9 protein-coding genes are annotated in these 19,651 nt (G+C 60.3%); 3 read left to right on the top strand and 6 right to left on the bottom strand.

Translation table 11 applies throughout. The annotated features are described in order from the left end of the window. The 6 genes from AMC99_RS07645 to AMC99_RS07620 form a co-directional block, all read right to left on the bottom strand. Positions 1-501, bottom strand: coding sequence for a TadE/TadG family type IV pilus assembly protein (locus tag AMC99_RS07645; RefSeq protein ID WP_157058278.1), 501 nt, complete (start codon positions 499-501; stop codon positions 1-3). Next, positions 501-2,162 carry a TadE/TadG family type IV pilus assembly protein gene (locus tag AMC99_RS07640; protein WP_061924971.1) on the bottom strand — a complete coding sequence of 554 codons (1,662 nt, stop codon included), beginning with the start codon at positions 2,160-2,162 and terminating at the stop codon, positions 501-503. Before AMC99_RS07640 ends, AMC99_RS07645 begins: the two co-directional genes overlap by 1 nt. 21 nt (positions 2,163-2,183) lie before the next feature. Continuing rightward, positions 2,184-2,471 (bottom strand): hypothetical protein, encoded by a 288-nt coding sequence (locus AMC99_RS07635; protein ID WP_061924968.1) that lies wholly within the window; start codon positions 2,469-2,471, stop codon positions 2,184-2,186. Then, positions 2,461-3,933: a type II and III secretion system protein family protein gene (locus AMC99_RS07630; protein WP_232301350.1), complete on the bottom strand. Its 1,473-nt coding sequence runs from the start codon at positions 3,931-3,933 to the stop codon at positions 2,461-2,463. The genes AMC99_RS07635 and AMC99_RS07630 overlap by 11 nt, the downstream gene beginning before the upstream one ends. Before the next feature lie 4 nt (positions 3,934-3,937). Continuing rightward, positions 3,938-4,849, bottom strand: a complete 912-nt coding sequence (gene cpaB, locus AMC99_RS07625; RefSeq protein WP_061924964.1) for a Flp pilus assembly protein CpaB — start codon at positions 4,847-4,849, stop codon at positions 3,938-3,940. Positions 4,850-4,969: 120 nt separating this feature from the next. Beyond that, positions 4,970-5,176 (bottom strand): Flp family type IVb pilin, encoded by a 207-nt coding sequence (locus AMC99_RS07620; RefSeq protein WP_420805543.1) that lies wholly within the window; start codon positions 5,174-5,176, stop codon positions 4,970-4,972. A 1,039-nt stretch (positions 5,177-6,215) separates the two neighbouring features. Here AMC99_RS07620 and AMC99_RS07615 point away from each other — a divergent pair. The 3 genes from AMC99_RS07615 to AMC99_RS07605 are packed head-to-tail and all read left to right on the top strand — an operon-like array spanning position 6,216 to position 19,643. Continuing rightward, a complete protein-coding gene (locus tag AMC99_RS07615; RefSeq protein ID WP_157058277.1) occupies positions 6,216-17,450 on the top strand; it encodes a DUF5801 repeats-in-toxin domain-containing protein in 11,235 nt (3,744 codons plus the stop codon). Between the two features lie 27 nt (positions 17,451-17,477). Next, complete coding sequence (locus AMC99_RS07610) at positions 17,478-18,206, top strand: OmpA family protein (RefSeq protein WP_061924957.1); 729 nt, start codon at positions 17,478-17,480, stop codon at positions 18,204-18,206. Positions 18,207-18,218: 12 nt separating this feature from the next. Next, positions 18,219-19,643 carry a TolC family protein gene (locus AMC99_RS07605; protein ID WP_061924954.1) on the top strand — a complete coding sequence of 475 codons (1,425 nt, stop codon included), beginning with the start codon at positions 18,219-18,221 and terminating at the stop codon, positions 19,641-19,643. Positions 19,644-19,651: the final 8 nt, after the last annotated feature.

The following is a 19,651-nucleotide window of genomic DNA, read 5'->3' as shown; positions in this document are numbered from 1 at the left end:
TCAGATCCCCATCACAGTCGCTTGCTGTTTTCCGCCGATCACCGCGCTGTCGGTGATGACGCCCAGACCGTTGAACAACGAATCGTAGTTGATCGACGTTGTCAGGTTGACCTGCGGGGCAGGTTCGCTGCTGTTGTAGATGCCGGTCTGTGCCTCCGCCGCGGTAGGGCAGGTTACCGAGACAGTGATGTCGGTATTATCCCAACCGGAGACGCGTGCGCTCCCACCGGTGGTCTTGCCCGTGCGGGCGACGTTCTGGATTTCGGTAGCCACGCCGGAATCGATGGATGCGCCGGACCGGCAATTGATGTCCTCGAAACTCTGGCGCGCCGCATAGCGCGCGCCGTCGCGTAGACCTTTCACGATCTGGTGCTCGGTATAGAAATAATGCGCAGCTTCGAAGCCTGCGAACAGCAGGAGCACAGCGATAGGCATGATAAGTGCCATCTCCGCAGCGGCCGCACCCCTGGTGCATCGGATGAAAGAGCGGATTGTCGCCATCACCGCACCAGATACGGAACATCACGGCGCAAGGTTACGCCATCTGTTTCGCCCGAGCTTTTGAGGATCACTTCCTTGATGATCTCGACGTAGATCTCGTCCTTGCCGGTGTAATGCTTACCACCATCCTTGCGGTCCGCTGCCGCCTGGACCAGGAATACGTCGATCCACTGAGCGATAGTAACCGGCTTCTTGCCGCGCAGCTTTGATTCCTGCTGGTTGCAGTTGACGACAGCGATGGTCATCTTGCGACGGTCGGGATTGGAAATGGCGCCATAACCGTGTTGGGCGCTGCAAACCGCTTGTCCCTTCGAGACCAGTTGCGACCCGGTCGCGGTCGGTGGAACGGTATCAAGCACTGTAGCACCCTGCTGGAGGGTGCCGCGCTTCTCTTCTTCCCACTTGTAAACATCGTAACGAGTGATGTTTGCCACACTGGTGGAGGAATTGAGCGTGGCGGTGGCAAGGGCAGCAGTCCAGTCGGCATTGGTCCAGCCTGAGCCGTCGGCCTTCTTGTAGTGCGTCCGGAAATAGGCGTCGCGATCCCAGATGCCGTTACCAAAAAAGCTGTTTTTGCAGTTCCCCGGTGCGCCGTCATAGGTCGCGTGGCATTTATCGCGGGGGTGGCCCATTGCGAGCACGGTACCCGTGAAATTCGAAGTGCCGTCTGCCGGGAAATAGCTTTGAGCTGTCGCTGGCAGCCTCCAGCCACCTTGAGACGTGTTCACTTCGCAGGTTTTGCCGCTGCCCGGAGCCGAATCCAGCGGGCGGACGAAATCCTTCGTGACGTTGATGGCGGATGGGCAGGGATTACCTGCCTGGCAGGCGTTGACGTCGTAAACGTCGAAGCGAGTGTTCATCGCCTCGGGCGCGTTGGCGATGTTACCTGTCTGTGTATCGGTCTGGTAGGCCTCTGCACCGTTTTGCGAGATGCAGTTGCCGATTGCGCCCCAGCCGAGTGCCTGGCGCACACCCACCGCACCGTTTGCCAGTCCGACGTCAAGATAGCCGTAGTTGCCCGGAGCCCAACCGCCGCTACCGCCACCCGGTTTGGCCAGAAGACCCTGACCGACATGCGCAGCCACATCCATCGTCTTGTTTGTCGACGTTTCTTCCGGATTGCAGATCATCAGCGGGGGAACGCGGCAAAGCGCCGATCCCATGCCTGCGACCGCAGCGGCGTTCAGGCTTCCGGTAACCGCGCCAACCAGCGGGGTGAAGGCGAAATTCGCATCGCGCGTGTCGACTGTCACCTGGATGAAGCGTGCGTCGGAAAACTTGGAGGTGTCGGTAAATCCGCCCGTACCAGCCTCTGCGTCTGCCTTCGTTTCGTAGAAGACGATTTGCGTGCTGGTGTCGGTGATTGAAATCGTTCCGCCGGTTCCATCATTCGACAGGATGGTCGAATTGGTGACCAGGTTACCGGTGGCGGCATTGATCGCCCGCTCCATCGATCCGCTGGTTCCGTCGAGTTGGCTTGCACCTGCAAGCGCGGCCTGATCGGCGGCGTTCTGCAACTCTGTATCCATGCCCATGACGCGGGCGTAATCGAAGCCGAGGCCAACGACCGCGATCAGGGGAATCAGCACAAGCGCATAGGTCGCGGCGACTGCACCGCGTTCGTCCTTGACGAAATTCCTATGCGCTTCCTTGCTGGTCATGGGTCATACTCTTGGCTTGGCTCAGTTCCCGCCACCGCCGATTTTGGTGGTGGTGCTGATACGTTCGGGCTTCTTCACGGCATCATTGCGATAGCGCTCGATCGCCTTGACGGCGTGATCGGCGCTCGTGTTCGGGTTCGGATCGTCATATTGCGGGTCGGGATTGACCACCATCGCAGCGAAGGTCGCGCGATTGGCTTCACCGAAACCGGGATCAGAATATCCGGCCAGTTCCTTGTCCGCGACGGAACAGGCGCTGCAGGCGAGGGCGATCGCGAGGACCGGGAGGCGAGGGGCCTTAATAGTCATAGTCGTTCTCCTCTGCCTGGGCAGCGTCTTCCGACCCCGGCAGCGGGGTCGAACCATTGGGAGCGACCGGTTTTGGCCGGTATGCTACACCATTGAGCAGCAGGTCCGCTTGTACAGGATCGTCAACCCGGTCGGTCGGCAGGCGAACCTGTTCCGGGCGGATCGGCTGAACCAGTCGCGGCGTGACGACGATCAGCAGCTCGGTTTCACCCTTCTCGAAACTGGAAGAGCGGAACAGTGAACCGATGATCGGGATCGAGCCGAGCAGCGGCACCTGCTGGACCGTCGTCTTGAAATCGCGCTGGATCAGGCCAGCGATGGCAAAGCTTTCGCCGTCACGCAGTTCGAGCACGGTGCTGGCCCTGCGGGTCTGAAGGCCCGGGATTGCCAATCCACCGACCGTGATGGAGGCAGTCGGGTCGATCGCGCTCACTTCTGGTTCAACCAGCAGGTTGATCGTGTTGTCTGACAGCACAGTCGGTGTGAAGCCGAGGCTCACACCGAACGGCTTAAATTGGACTGTAATGGCTGCACCGCCGCCGCCACCGGCATCGCCCTGGCCGCCGATCGCCTGCGCGACCGGAACCGGGAATTCGCCGCCAGCAAGGAAGCTGGCGCGTTCACCCGAAAGAGCGACCAATGTCGGTTCGGCCAGCGTTTTCGACAGGCCTTTGTCCTCGAGCGTGTCGAGCGCGACATCGACGTCGAGCCCGAGAATATCGGTGAATGCGCGGGTGACGACACCGAACGCTCCGGTCACTTCCTCAACCGAAAGGTCGCCATTGCCGAAATTGCTGTTTCCATCTCCCGGGCGCAGGGCTGTCCCTGCGCCAGTTGCACCGCTGAACCGTCCGCCACGCGAATTAAAAAATGTGCGAACGCCCAAGTCCTTGCCAACGGATCGACTGACCTCGGCAAAGCGCACTTCCAGCATTACCTGCTGGCTGCCGCCCATCGACATCAGGTTCACGACCTTGTCCCCGGCATAGGCGCGGGCAAGCTGGACCGCGCGGTCGGCGGCACCAGCGCTCGAAACCGTGCCGCTGAGGACGATGGATTCGTTCGAGATATAGGCGTCGATGTTCTCGCCGGGCATCAGTGTGCCCATCTGTTCGCGCAAACCGGTTACGTCCGGACCGACAGCCACATCCATCACCGCCAACACATTATTGCCGCGGTCATAGAGCGTGAGGCTGGTGGTGCCGAGTGCCTTGCCCAGCACATAGACGGATCGGTCGGAGATCGGAAAGATATCCGCGATCTGATCGTTGCCGATCATGGCGCGAGCGATTGCCCGGTCTGCCGTGATCACCTGGCTCTTGTTAACCGGAACCTCTATGGTTCCGGCATGGATCGACTGTTCGCCCTGGGCGAATGCCGGCGTCGCGGCTAGGGGAAGAACGCCCCCGGCCAGCCCGAGCGCGATGGCCGCGCTGAATGTCTTGAGACCGATGCGCATCATGATGTTACCATCCCCCCTTGCGCTGAACTTCATAAGTTGTCGGTTCCGTACCGCGGACAACCGACATGGTCGGGCCGCGTGGACGGGCCGGAGTGCTGCTGCCGATCGAAACGCTGGTGCGGACGGGCGCAGTTGCCGGGGCGGGCGCCGCGGCAGGGGCGGCGGTACGCGCCGCGATATAATAGCCAGCACCGCCAAGATCGCTCGACGTGACCGTATCGGTCCCGCCCACTTCCTGGTTTTCGACATTGCGCAGCATCAGGCTAAGTTCGCCGATCCTGCGGGCCAGCGTCAGCTTCTGAGCGCCGAAAGCATCGGTCTGCAGCGTCGCGGTTTGCCCGACGGCTGGTTCGGTCTGTTTCTCATCCGCAACCTGGTCGATGGCGAGGACGAGCACGTTTTCGAGCACGACCGTCGTCATCTGGTCTTGAGTGCTCGCGCCATCGCCAGGGATCTGGCGGGTCAGCATGACGTCAACGACATCGCCCGCACGGACGAAACCGCCGACGCCAGATACCGGATTGACCGGGATCGAGACCGCACGAAGTTCTTCGGGAAGGATAGAGGCGAGGGTGGCCCTGCCACCTTCACCGGAAACCTTGGTGGCGAGGATAGGCTCGCCGATCGCGATCGGGCGCAATGCAACGCGTCCGCCGCGGATAGCCTCTTCGATCGAGACGAAGGCGCCCTGCGGCACCGAGTTTGCCGGCCAGTTGGCCAGGCGAATGTTGGTAGAGGTGATGGGCGAACCGAACTGGAAGTCCTGCGTCGCAACGACGATCCGCGCCATGCGGTTTGCTTCCGCTTCGCGTTCTGACCTGCGCTCCATACCGCTGAAATAGCTGTTGGCTAGGTAAACGGCGATCAGGCCGATAAAAATCGCCAGCCCAACTATCAGCAGATTTCGTCCCCGCATGTGTACCCCCCTCGGCTACATTCGGAATTTCTGTTCTTTGTCGCGGCTGTTCACGTACGGGCCGCAAAACGGGAAAATGCCCGCGACTTCGAGAGCCGCGGGCATAATCTATTCTAAGTATTAGGTTGCTACGCAAGCCGTGGTGTCGCCGTCGTTACAAGCCTTTACGTCGGCTGTAGCGGCGTCAATTGCCCGGTCGACTTCGGTGCCGAGAGCCAGGGCTGCACCACCGATGGCAGCGCCGACGATGGCGAGGATCAGAGCGTATTCGGCAGCCGAAGCGCCCGATTCGTCACGTGCAAAGTTCTTGATGAAAGTCATAGTCATTACCCCAATTAAATTCGCATGGCCCGCGGTGCGGATTTCCATGCAAGTCCAAGTGCTGGCTTCCGGCTTCTATTTCCGGTTTGCCATGCTCCGATGAGGGGTAAATGTTGGAACCGGCGCGACCCGTTTTCTATTCTCCGGCTCGCGCCGGGACCATCGCACTGATTCCTCATCGGAACTGCATATATGTTTGGGTTTTAGACCATAAACGTCAAAGTGAAAACAATAATAAAAAGTTAAGTCCGAAAAACAGCCCTTTAGCGCAACATTCCGTAAAATTTGACGGTTAACGCGTGGCTAAACTGTCGCATAGTTACAAGTTGATCCAAAGCAATCTGACGATTCTTTCCCCGAATCATTAGGTGGCTGGATTCCCTATGCGAATCGCGTGATTCGCAGGTGGTAGAGCTCGCTGGTGGTGCGGGCTGGCGGCCGGACAAACCCATTACCGCACCAGGTTAACGCCGGAGCTCGGTCGCGGATCGCCCGAGCCTCGAATCCGGTCCATTATTAGCCGCAACGCTAACTGCGTGGTTCACGGCCAGGCCTGCTCGATTGTCATACTTATATATACGTAAGCTAGAGTGGTGTCGGGTCTGGCCGGCATGATTGCAATCGTCCTTGGGGCTGGTCTTGGCTCAACCCAGCGCTGGCATTCGCATCTCAACCGCCCCAGCCATTAACCCTATACCAGCCGTCCAGCAGCGCTTCGCGTAATCAACGTCCGCGGCATTGTGCCGCCGTGGGACGGAGTTTGCCGAGGGTATTTCGTTCTCCCATCGCCGCACCTGCGAAGGGCCTGAAAAACGGATTAAATATGGTTACCAGCCTTGCAACCATTGCGATTCACTGTTTTTCTCTCGGCTAACAAACCGACACGTGCGATTCGAATCCGAGTCGCAAATCAGCCGGTAAATGGATGGGCCGCAATTTCCAAAGCCAGGTCATAGAGACCTCGGGGAGCGGCTAACTCTGCCTAACTCGCGCTTTGGATCTTGTGGTCGGGACCGGATCGGTCCCACGCAACAAGGACGGTGAGATGGTAGATTTTGACGGCGGCAAGCGCAGCGATTTCGATCTGGAAAACAGCGCTGACGAAAGCATCGAAACAGGTTCGAACCTGCTTCAGGATGCCGGTGCAAGCTATTCCCCCGGAACGAGAATTCTCGCCCCCGATGCCAATGGCGTGGTGGTCCTTCCCGAAGGCGTGGCGCTCGAGGACATCTCGGTTCGCGGGCTCGATCTCGTCATCGTCCTAGCGGACGGCACCGAGCTGGTCATTCCCGGCGGTGCTGTCGTCGTCCCGCAATTCGTCGTTGATGGCGTGGCGATCGCGCCGCAGACAGTTTCCGACTACCTCAACGGCATCGATCCCGAAGCGCCTCCGGGCAATGCGACTCCGAGCTCGGGCGGCAACTTCGCCGGTGACGAGGGCGCGATCCAGGACGCGTTCGATATCGGCGACCTGCTGCCCTACACCGAGCTGAGCCGCTCGATCGAGGAAGAGCGCGAGGTCATTCCGTACAATAATGACGAACCCGAAGTCGTCATCGAAACGCCGGACAATCCGGTCGGCGTCGAGAATGCCATCGCGACGGTTCATGAAACCGGTCTGCCCGGAAACGGCGACGGCGAGGGTGAACGCAACGAACCTCCCGGCATCGGTGAAAACGAAGACGGTATCGCCACGAACGACAGCGACACCAGCGAAACGACCTCTGGCACGATCGTATTCAGTTCGCCCGATGGTCTTTCGGCCGTCATCATCAACGGTGTCGAAGTCACGACCGTTGGCCAGGAATTCGTCACCCCCTATGGCACGATGACGATTACCAGCATCGATCTCGATGCAGGTGAAATCGGTTTCTCCTATACCCTGTTCGACAATCTCCTTGGCGAAACCGCCGACGGCAATTTCTTCGTCACCGTGCGCGATCTCGATGGGGACGAGGCGAGTGCCTCGCTTTCGATCATCGTGGTCGATGACAGCCCGCTTGCTGCCGACGACATCGGCATCGTTCCTGCCGGTACTCACGCCCCGATCACGGGCAACGTGCTGGTGAACGACCAGTCGGGTGCCGACGATTACGTGAGCGGGGAGGGCGGTCTCGAGGCCGTGACCGGGTTCACCAATGGCAGTGCAACGGCAGCGCCCGGGGCAACGCTCCAGGGCGATTACGGCACGCTGACACTGAATGCCGACGGTAGCTACACCTATACCCGCGACTACAACACGCCGGGCGGCGTGGAAGACACCTTCCGCTACACCATCGTCGACCAGGACGGTAGCACTTCGGAAGCCGAGCTGCTCATCCGGATCGAGGATGCGCCCGATACGATCGACTTCATCCCCGACGATGGGGACGGCACGGTGGTCGACGAAGGCGGTCTGCCGCCGCGCGGGGACAAGCCCGTTGGCACCGGCGAAGGCGCCGACGACCTGCCGAACAACGATAGCGACCAGTCGGAAACAACGAGCGGCACTATCACCTTCACTTCGCCCGACGGCGTCCAGAGCGTCATCGTGGCGGGCGTTACGCTCGACCCGGGCAATCTGCCGCAGACGGTTGTCGACGATGAAACCGGCACGCTGGTCATCACCGATTACACCTACGACCCGGTAACGGGCGTGGGCACGATCACCTATGAATACACTCTGGGTGACAACACTTCGGGCGATAATACTTCGGTATCGTTCCCGATCGAGATCATCGACCTCGACGGCGATTCTACCGCCGACGATGGCCCGGACAACCTCGTCATCACCATCATCGATGACGAACCCGAAGTCGCACCCGACACGGATGAAGTGACCGAAGACACCGACACTTCGGCCAGCGGCAATGTCATGACCGATGCCGAGGCTAATGGCGACAACGGCGCCGATACCGAAGGCGCGGACGGCGCGACCGTAACCGGCGTCGCAGCAGGCAATGCAGGCACGGATGTATCGGGCAATGTCGGCACCAGCGTGAGCGGCCTCTACGGTTCGATCACCATCGGTGCAGACGGCAATTACACCTACACGCTGGATAACAGCAATCCGGTGGTCCAGGGCCTCGATGGTACGGAAAGCCTCAGCGACGAGGTATTCACCTACACCATCACGGATGGCGACGGCGACACCCGCACGACCACGATCACGATCACGGTCAATGGCACGGATGATCCGGTCGTCATCACCGGGCTCGACGGCGAAGGTGCCGAAGAAGTCGTCGACGAGGACGATCTCTCGCCCGACGGTTCCTCGCCCGACGTGCCTGCCCTGACCCAGGGCGGCGAATTCACGGTCAACAGTGTCGACGGGCTGACCACGGTCACTGTCGGCGGCGTCACCGTCTTCGACAGCTCGGCCGCAACCGTTTATCCGGTTACGGTCACGGGCGATTATGGTGAAGTTCGCATTACCGGCGTTTCGGTTACCACCGATGCGGGTGGCGATGTCGTTTCAGCCACGTTCACCTACGAATACGAACTGACCGGCAACACGCTGGATCACAGCCCTGTCGCCGGTGAAAACTCGGTGTTCGACAATTTCGAAGTGATCGCCAAGGATTCGGACGGTTCGGAAGACATCGCTTCGCTCGATGTCGAAGTCATCGACGATATTCCCGATGTTTCGGTTGCCGATATCGGCGCTCCTATCCTCGCGACCGACGATACGGACCTGCTGAACTCGGCATCCAGTGTCGATGACGGCGATTTCAGCAGCCTGTTCACGACGCTTTACGGCGCCGACGGGGCGCACGCTACCGATGCGATCGCCTATGCTCTCAGCATCAATGGCGGTGATGGCACTGCTTCGGGCCTGCAGGATTCAATCACGGATGAAGCGATCCTGCTGCGCATCAGCGCAGGCGATCCGAACGTGATCGAAGGCTATCTCGAAACCTCGGGCGATGTCGCATTCACGTTGACCCTGGATCCGGCGACCGGCGTGATCACGCAGGAACAGTTCCGCGCGATCGAGCACGATAACCCGGCCGATTACGAGGAAACTCAGGCCTCGGGTGAAGCTCAAACGATGGCGGCCGATCTGATCAGCCTGACCGCAACGGTAACCGATGGCGATGGCGATACGGACAGCGCCAGTGTCAACATCGGTGGCTCCTTTGCCTTCGAAGACGATTTCAGTCTGGGTGGTCTCATCCAGGGGGGCACCGTGGATGAAGATGCGCTCGCGGGGATTGGCGCGAACGACAGCCAGCCTGGTGACAATCTTGGAAACGCTTCTTTCACCGGCACATTCTCGATCAATTTCGGAGCAGATGGCCCGGGTGCCGACGAACTGACCGTCGCACTTGCCAGCCTGACCGCAACCGATCCCAATGGCGGCACGGTTGCCATGACATCGGGCGGCGTTGCCGTTTTGACCACGTGGGATGCGGCAACCAACACGCTTACCGCCTATACGACCGATCCTGCCGATCCGGTGCTTACGCTGGTATTTGATTTCGGCACTTCGACCTGGACGGCAACGCTGTTCAAGCCCCTCGATCATCCGTCCACGGACAATGGAAGCAGCACTTTCGAAGGATATGAGGACAATCTCAACCTCGCGGCGAACTTCACTTTTGTCGACGGTGATGGTGACACTGTCGTGTTTAATGGCATCGGTCTCCTTTCGATCGACGACGATATGGCTGTCGCGAATGGCGATGAAGCCGCTCAGGAAACCGAAAACGTCGCATTCACGATCGATGCGCTCGACAACGACGTGTTCGGCGCAGACGGCGTCGACACCACCGATGCGACGAAGGTCTTCGTTTCGACGCAGGCAAGCCAGGGCACGGTCACCTATGACCCTGTAACCGGCCTGTTCACCTACACGCCGAATGCCGGTGCGGGTTCGGACCAGAATACTTCGGACTTCTTCGAATACACGATCATCGATGGCGATGGCGATGCTTCGACCGCGCGTGTTGCGATCACTCTGCGGCCCGACAGCGAGCCGGTGGTCGATTTCGTCACTGCTGCAGTCGACGACGATGGCCTGGATGGCGCAAATCCGGCCGGCGATGCGAACGACATCGACGCTACGGCCGGTTCGGATCCGGCCAGTGCGACGGAAACCGTATTCAACGGCTCGATCGACGTCGATTTCGGAGCCGATGGCGGCACGGTCAGCTTCTCGAACCTGCACGGCACCAGCGGCAGTGTTGGCGAGGAAAGCGTCGATTACAGCTGGGATGCCGGTAGCAACACGCTGACCGCGACCGGCCCCCGCGGTGATTTGTTCACCGTGACGCTGGCACCCGACGGCACCTACACCGTCACCCTGCTCGACAACGTCATTCACGCCGATGGCAATGGTGAAACCAGTGCCCCGGCAGTGGTGCTGAACTATCTTGCCACCGACAATGACGATGGCGACACCGACGCTACCGGCACGCTGACGATCGAGTTCAACGACGATATCCCGACAGCAACCGACAATTCGAACAGCGTTGGCGAGGGCGAAGCTACCGACGGCAATGTACTGACCGACAACGACGGCGATGGCCTCGATGTGGCAGGCGCAGATGGATATGCCGATGCAGGCCCGGTCGTCGATGCCGGCTTCTCCAGCAGCAATCCTGCTGGGGTGACGCTCGACAACAAGTCTGTTGCCCCTGATGGCACGATTACCCTGACGACCTCGGTCGGCACGCTGGTGATCAACACTGATGGCAGCTACGAATTCACTTCGACCGCCAACACCGTCAACGCCGACACGTCGCTGACCTTCACCTACACCATCGAAGACGGTGACGGTGACCAGTCGACGGCCGATCTGGTGATCGACATCGACAACGTCGCCGGCAAGGTCGATGATAATGATGCCAAGGTCTACGAGGCTGGGTTGGACGGCATTGGCAGCGATGGTGGTGCGAACAGCGAGTTCTTCACCACGGGCCAGATTACGGTCACTGATGCGACCGGGCCTTTCTTCTATACGCTGCTCGATCCTGCGAGCGGCAATTACGGCACGCTGACGCTGAACGCTGACGGTAGCTACAGCTACGAGCTTACCGCTCCGATCGATGGTGACTTGACCGGTGACGGTGGGAACAACGGCAATAACGAAATCAACGATCAGGAAAGCTTCGATTACGAAGTTCGCGATGGCGCCAACAACCTGATCGGAAGCGGCACCATCGTCGTCACGATTGTCGACGATGTTCCGTCGGTCGATATCGCAGCGAACGGCGACATCTCGGAAGATTTGACGACGTTCGACGCCGACACCGTCGGCGGCACCAGCACCGATAGCGCCGATTTCTCGGGCGGTTTCAACCTTGTCAGCGTAGTCCAGGGTGCCGACCAGGCGGCGAATACGGTCGTCGATTACGATCTCAACCTGGTTGTTGCGCAGGGTACCGCCACCGGTCTCTTCAGCGATGAAGCGCCGATCTACATCTGGGAACGTGCCGACGGCACGATTGTCGGTTCGACCAACGGTTCCGAAGTGCCTGCAACGAACGACGCCACGGTCGTATTCACGCTGACGGTCGATACCGTCACCGGGATCGTCACCCTGACGCAGTTCGCAGAGCTCGACCATTCAGGCACGGCTTCTTCTCCAGCCTATGACAGCGACTCGGTTCCGCTGCCGACCGGCCTGGTAGAGATCGAAGCGACCGCGACGATCACCGACGCCGATGGCGATATCGACAGCGATGCCGACCAGATCGACCTTGGTGACTACGTCAATTTTGCCGACGATGGTCCGTTCATCGATATCGACGTAACAGATGGCGACACGGTCATGCTGATGACCGATGACGATCAGACCGAAGGAGATGCATCGGATACCGACGTGTCGACGGGCAACTTCGGTTCGGCGTTCACGATCGCATCGTCCGACTATGGCGCAGATGGCGCCGGCACGACCGAGTGGAACTTCCACTTCGAAGTTGTCTCGGCGGCCTCCAACCTGTCGAGCGACGGCGACCCGATCTTCCTGCACCTGATTGGCGGCAAGGTTGTCGGTTCGACCCAGTCCGATGTGAACCTGGTCGATGCCTCGAACACCGTGTTCGACCTCTCGGTGGTTTCCGCAACCGGCGTCGTCACGCTGACCCAGTATGCAGAGATCGACCACGGTGATACCGACGAGGGCGAGCCCTACGACGTCGATGTTGCTACGCTGGCGAACGGCCTTGTGCTGCTGCACGGCGATGCGACCATCTATGACGAGGAAGGCGATAGCTACACCGACGACAGCAACTCGCTCGACCTCGGCGGTAACATCAAGTTCGCCGACGATGGACCGAGCGTCAGCGATGTCGCAGCCGATGGCGCTGTCGATGTCGATGAGAGCGATGCGGTCAATCCGGCCGGTTTCCCGATCAGCGACACATCGACTGATCCGGTGCTGAGCTACAGCGAGGATTACGGCGCCGACGGCGCTGGAACCGTCACCTTCGCCCTCGTTGCAACCGAAGGCCTGAGCGGTCTTGCCACGGCAGTCGGCGATCAGCCGATCACGATCGTCCAGATCGACGCGACCCATGTCGAAGGCCAGTATGGTGCCGGCCTTGTCGCTTTCGAAGTCGTGATGAATGCCAATGGCACGGTCACTCTGACGCAGAACGTCGCCCTCGAACATCTCGAGGACGGTGACGACAGCCTTGGCGAATACAACGACCTGCTCGACCTCGACGGCCTGGTTTCGGCAACGGTCACTGTCACCGACGAAGAAGGCGACTATGTCACTTCCGACCCGGTCAATATTGGCGCGAACCTCAAGTTCTATGACGATGGTCCGTCGGTCGACCTGACCGCGACCGAGCATGACCTGACCGTGAGCGACGCCGATTACGCGACCGATGCGACGATGAACTTCGCCGACGCGTTCGATTTCGATGGCGGCGCAGATGGCACGGCCAGCACGACCTATACGCTGGAAGTGACCGACGGCACGGCTTCGGGCCTGTTCGACAACGCCAGCAACCTCGAAGTCTTCCTGTTCATGGACGGCGACGACGTGATCGGCCTTTTCGGTACCGACAGTGCAGACGCTCTGGCGAACGGCCAGGAAGTCTTCCGCGTCAGCGTGGATGGCAGTGGCAATGTGAAGCTCGACCAGAGCCGCGCAATCGACCACACGTTGAGCACGGTCAGCGATGGCGTCACCGCCTCGCTCGCCAGCGATGGCCTGATCCAGCTCGTCGGTACGGTTTACGACAATGACGGCGACTTCGACTCGATCTCGCTCGATATCGGTTCGAACCTGTTCTTCACCGACGATACGCCGACTGCGGAAACGACGCTGACAGCCTATCTCGATGATGACACGCAGACCGACGGTATCGACGGCGGACCTGACGACCAGGCGCCCAATGAATCGAACCTCACCGGATCGCTGGTCGACGATGTCGAAGGTTTCGGCAATGACGGCGGCACGGCGGCCTTCGCGCTGACGGGCGCCCCGGCAGGCTTCCAGTACATCACCGATGGTTCGAACGGTGTCCTGATCCAGCAGGAACAAGGACCGGGCAACTGGGTCACGGTCGTGCACGTCACGCTCGACCCGGCCACCGGCAACTACGCGGTCAGCCAGGAAGCCAATGTCTGGCACGAGAACGACGGCAACAACGACGAAAACGAGCAGAGCTTCACGCTCAGCGGTACGTTGACCGATGGCGACGGAGACACTGCGCCGGTTTCGCTCGACATCGTAGTCGATGACGATACACCCGAAGCTGTCGATTTCAGTCTCCGGGCGACTGTCGACGAAGACGGCATCGTTAATGGTATTGCTGACAATGGCACAAACGACGCGCCGGGTGACTCATATGGTCTGAGCGGAACGATCGCTCCTTCGTTTCATTCGGGAGCGGACACGCCGCTGACGTTTTCGTTCATCGATGCGGATACTGCGCGCGCCTACCTGCTGTCGTTGAACCTGACCTCTGGCGGACAGCCCCTTTCCTACAATGTCGTCAGCGACGGTATCCTGGCATTGGCTGGTGGCAACCAGGTCTTCATATTTGATCTGCAGGAAGACGGTGACTACCAGTTCACTCTCTACGCTCCACTCGACCATGCGGATGCGGACGACAGCGAAAATGTGAACGACATCGAAATCAACTTCGGTTCGCTGTTCCAGGCGACCGACGTCGATGGCGACACAGTCGGTTCCAGCGGCAGTTTCGTGATCGTTATCGACGACGATACGCCGCGTGCGAATAACGACACTGACTCGCTGACCGAAGACGATGCAAGCACCGGCGGCAACGTCGTGCTCGGCACCGGAACCGATAGCGGCGCTGCAGGCACCGACGAAGGTGGCGCGGACGGCTTTGCCGATCCGGTCCTCACAGCGATCACTGGTTCGGGCGGCGCAGGCGTGGTTGGCGGCGATACGATCGGTAGCCACGGCACGCTCGTCATCAATAACGACGGCAGCTACGTTTACACCATCACCGATCCCTCGGTGCAGGTGCTCGACGACACCGAATTCTACACCGACACTTTCACCTACACGATCGAGGATGCCGATGGCGACGCGGTTACCGCTACCCTGACGATCACGATCAACGGCGTGAACGATGCTCCGGTTGCGAATGCGGACACCAACTGGATCGTGGAGGATGCAGGACCGGTTGCAGGTAACGTCATCGCGGGCGAACTCCACAACGGCGCGCCCGACGCGGTCGACCGTGCAGACGTGGCCGATAGCGACGTCGATATCGAAGCGCTGACGGTTGCAGTTGCCGATACCGGAACGATTTCCGGCACTTACGGCGAACTGACGCTGAACACCGACGGCACCTACAGCTATCGTCTCTACACCGAGGCCGAGGACGCCACGGCATATGCCGCCGTCCAGGCTCTCAATGTCGGTGACACTCCGCTGACCGATACGTTCAACTACAACGCATATGATGGCACGGCGGAAAGCAACGAGACTTCGCTGACCATCAGCATCTTCGGTTCTAACGATGCACCTGTTGTCGTGGCTGATGCGGTTGCCGTTTCCGACGAAGGTTTCGCCGACGGCAACAAGGATACGACCGGTAACCCGAGCGACAATTCGAACTCGCTCACGGCAATCGGCCAAGTCGTCATCACCGATACCGACGACGCGACCCATGTCGTCACGTTGGTCATCCCGACCGATCCGCTCGCCGTTGCCGATGGCAGCGTGAACGGTGCTGCGATCAGCTGGCGTCTCGACAATGGCGACAAGACGCTGATCGGCGAGATCGACGATCCTGACAATCCTGGTGACAAGCTGCTCGCCGTGACGATCGAGATCGACAACGACGGCAATTTCAGCGTCGTGCAGTCGCTCCCGATCTTCCATCCTGACGCGGCCAGCGAGGACACGCGGACACTGACGATCGACGTGAATGTCGCCGATAGTGCCACGACCGTGCTCAAGACCGATGCGATCACAGTCACATTCGAAGATGACAGCCCGACCCTCGGCCCTGTCCAGGATCAGCAGGCAAGCAACGATCCGACGCAGACCCCGGCAGTTGGCGGCTTCAATCTCTCGATTGGCGGCGACGATCTGGGTTCGATGGTGATCACTGCCGATACCAGCACGATCACTTCGGGTGGCCTGGCCGTGTTGACCCACCAGGACGGCAATATCCTTTATGGCTATGTCGACGATGGCACGGGCACGCCGGGCAACGGCTCCTACGACAGCGGTGATGATACCATCATCTTCACGCTGACCGTGGATCCCGACGCAGGCACTTCGGGCCAGTACACCTTCGACCTCGTCAACGCACTCGACCCGACGATCACGGACGTTCCGATCGGTGCAGGTAGCTCGTTTGGTGTCGGACCGAGTGCCTCGGTCATCGTGACCGACGACGATAGCGGCGTCGACCTGGTCTATGTGACAGGCTGGGCACCGGCTGCAGGCTTCAATCCGGCTGATCCGACTACCTGGGTCAACATGACCCAGACGTCGAATGTCAACGGTTCGACCCAGGGCTGGGGCCTTGGCAACAACAACTTCGACCAGGGTGAATTCCTGCGTTTCGACTTTGGCGATCTGAACGATTACGACGGCGGCGGTGTTTACACGCCCCCGGGTGGTCAGGACATCGCGGACGTTTCCTACGCGACGTTCAGCTTCTTCAACTTCGATACCAACGGCGGTGGCAAGAACCCGCCTCCGGAAATCATCACCTTCGTCGCTCACTATACGAATGGCACGACCCAGACGTTCGTGATCGACGGGAAGACGGATACCGGAACGTTCACCATCAATGCTCCGGCCGGAACCTACATCGACTGGATCGATGCTTACATGACGACCGGCGAGATGAAGCTGAACCTGACGAACGTCGGCGTGGCGGACTCCTCGATCGACAAGACGATCGACTTCTCGCTCCAGGTTCTCGACGGTGACGGAGATCCGACAGCAACGCAGGACTTCTCGGTCCACATCGCAGACGGTCTCTCGCCGTTCCCGACCGCTGTTCCGACCACTGTCGTTCCATTGGTCCTCGACCTCGACGGCGGCGGTGCGGACTTCTCCGGCCTCGCTGCCAACATCGCCTATGATTATGATGGCGATGGCATCAAGACGAAGACGGCCTGGATCGCTGCGGGCAGCGCAATCCTTGCTTACGACATGAATGCCGATGGGCTGGTAACCAACGCATCGGAATTCGTCTTCGGCCGCGATGGCATGACCGACCTTGAAGCTCTCTCGGTCGATTATGACAGCAATGCCGACGGCGTTCTGGATGCAAACGATGCCAGCTTCGGCGGCTTCGGCATCTGGCTCGACAGCAACCTCGACGGTGTGTCCGATGCTGGCGAATTCATGTCGCTCAGCGATGCAGGCATCGTATCGATCGACCTCACAAGCGATGGCAACATCTACGAGGTTGCCGGTGGTGACGTGGTTGTCTTCGGCACCGCAAGCTACACCATGGAAGACGGCAGCACCGGTGAAGTCGCCGATGCCGGCTTCATGACCGGCAGCGATGTCGACGGTACGATGGAAGCGCTGCTCGCGCTGACGGCAGAAAACGACGCAGCGGCCGACGATGCGGACCTTGGCGTGGCAAAAACCACCCAGGACATGCCCGAAGTCGCAGCGATCGTGGACGATGCACTCGCCGGCCAGCAGGTCGACGCGATGCTCGATGCGATCACCGGCGCGGTCCACAACGATGCTCTCGCTGCGAAGGCAGGTTACCTGTTCGGGCACGATGCATTGAATTTGAATATTGACGGAGGCGCTTTTGCTTTTGACAATGGCACCATGGCTGACATGCACGAAGATGCAGCAGCCTTGGTCGCCGCGAATGTTTGACACGTTCCTTTGACCAGGGGGAAAATTATGCGTTTCACGAAAGTATATGCGGCTACGGCGTCGCTGGTGGTGGCGCTTGCTGCCCACCAGGGCGCAATGGCCCAAACGGGGGATGGCGACGCCTTGATGGCGCTCGACAATGGAAGCCTCAGGAGCGAGATCCAGATGCGTTTCGACGCGGCGCTGGCGGCCTCGAACGAGACCGGCGTGGTTGCTGCGGACGATACGCGATATGTCTGGGCGAACGAGGCGAAGGCCCAGTGCGGCATCGCACTCGGCTATCTCAAGAGCGGGACGAAGGACCCGGTATCGGTCGGCAAGTGCGCACGCGCCTATGACCTGATGCAGGACACCACCCGCCGCAGCCCGATCACTCCGTGGAGCGCCGGCAAGGTTGTCGACGTGAGCTGCGACGATCCGAAGCTCATCTTCTTCCCTTGGAACAAGGCCGCGCCCGAAGGCGAAGAGCAGATCAAGGCGACGAATGAAGTCATTTCCTACGTCGCCCAGAAGGCCGGTCCGTGCCAGTGGAACTCGTTCGAAGTGATCGGCCACGCCGACCTTTCGGGCACGCCTGCCTACAACGTGAAGCTTGCCAAGGAGCGTGCCGATTACGTCACGGGCCTGCTCGAGACTGCAGTGCCGGGCAAAACGGCCACGTCGCTGTCACGAGGTGAAAGCGAACCGCGCATCCCGACAGAGGATGGCGTTCGCGAACCGGGCAACCGCCGCGTCGAAATTCGCGGCACACGCTAAGGGAGGGATGCCATGATGACCAAGACATTCACGAGCATCGCCGCAGTAGCCCTGATGGCGACCACATCCACCGCCGCAATGGCGCAGGACATGACACAGGCACCGGCCAACACCGGTAATGTCGTATCGCTGCAGGAAGCCATCGAAACGGCCATGGCTGCCAACCCGGAGATCCTCCAGGCGCAGTACAACACCGAAGCGATCCAGATGGAACGCGAACAGGCGCAGTCTCTGTTCCTGCCGCGTCTCGACGTGGAGGCTTCTGCAGGCGTCCGTCGGCTTGAAAACCGCACGCGCAAGGCGCTGGGCATCGCCAATGAAGAGCTCTATCCGCTCGAAGCGCAGGCGACCCTCGACTGGACCGTGCTCGATTTCGGCCGTCGCCAGGGTGAAAAGCTGCGTCAGGCAGCCCGGGTAGATGGTGCGTCACTGCGCGTCGTTGAACGCTCGGAATTCATCGGCCTGCAGATCGCGCGTCAGTATCTCGACGTCCTTTTGCAGCAGCGTATCGTAGCTGCGGCGCAGGACAACCTCGCATTTCACGATGCGCTGGTGAAGGATCTGACCCGCGGCGTTCAGGAAGAATCGATTTCGGTCGCCGACCTGCAGCAGGCGGAAGAACGCTTCCTGTCGGCTCGCGTTCGCGAAAGCGAGGCTATCGAGTCCTATGAATCGGCCCAGCACGCGCTGCGCCGCCTGACCGGCCTGACGGTCAACCAGGTCCAGCTGCCGCCGGATCTGTCGTCGGCTCTGCCATCGACGGAAGACGAAACGCTTGGTCTGGCCCGCACCCGCAACCCGCTGGTGCTGGAAGCTCAGGCCGACGTCGATGCCGCCCATGCGCAGGTCATGGCTGCCAAGGGTGATTTCTACCCGACGGTGGGCGTTGATGTGCGCGGCCGGATCGGCGAGGATATCGATGGTTTCCAGGGCGAAACCAACGACGTCCAGGCGCGTGTCTACCTGCGTTGGAACATCTTCGACGGTGGCCTGAAGCGCGGCAAGTACCAGGAAATGGTGCACCGTGCCTCACAGGCCCGCTATCGCCTGCACCAGGTGACGCGCGAAGCCGAAGAAGATGCGTCCAATTCCTGGACCGCACTTCGCGCCCAGCAGAGCATCGGCACTGCGCTGTCGCGCCAGTCGGAAGTCAGCGATGACCTGTTGCTGAGCTATCGCAGCCAGTTCAACGTCGGCCGCCGCTCGCTGCTCGACGTGCTGGACGCGCAGAACACGCGCTTCAATACGCAGGTACGGCTCGAAACGTCGCGGTTCTCGCAGCTATTCGCGCAGTACCAGATCCTTGCCGCAACCAATCGTTTCCTCGAAGCGATGAATATCGCTCCGGGTGCGGGTGCCGGCAAGAACGAGCGTGAACGCTTCAACTACGGTCCGCCGAAGGAAGCAGAAACCGATTATCGCCGCTATCCGAACTAAGGGTCGGC

It is taken from the genome of Altererythrobacter epoxidivorans (genome assembly GCF_001281485.1).
Lineage (GTDB): Bacteria > Pseudomonadota > Alphaproteobacteria > Sphingomonadales > Sphingomonadaceae > Erythrobacter > Erythrobacter epoxidivorans.
Note: the sequence above shows the minus strand (reverse complement) of the source record. Positions and strands in the feature narration are given on the sequence as shown.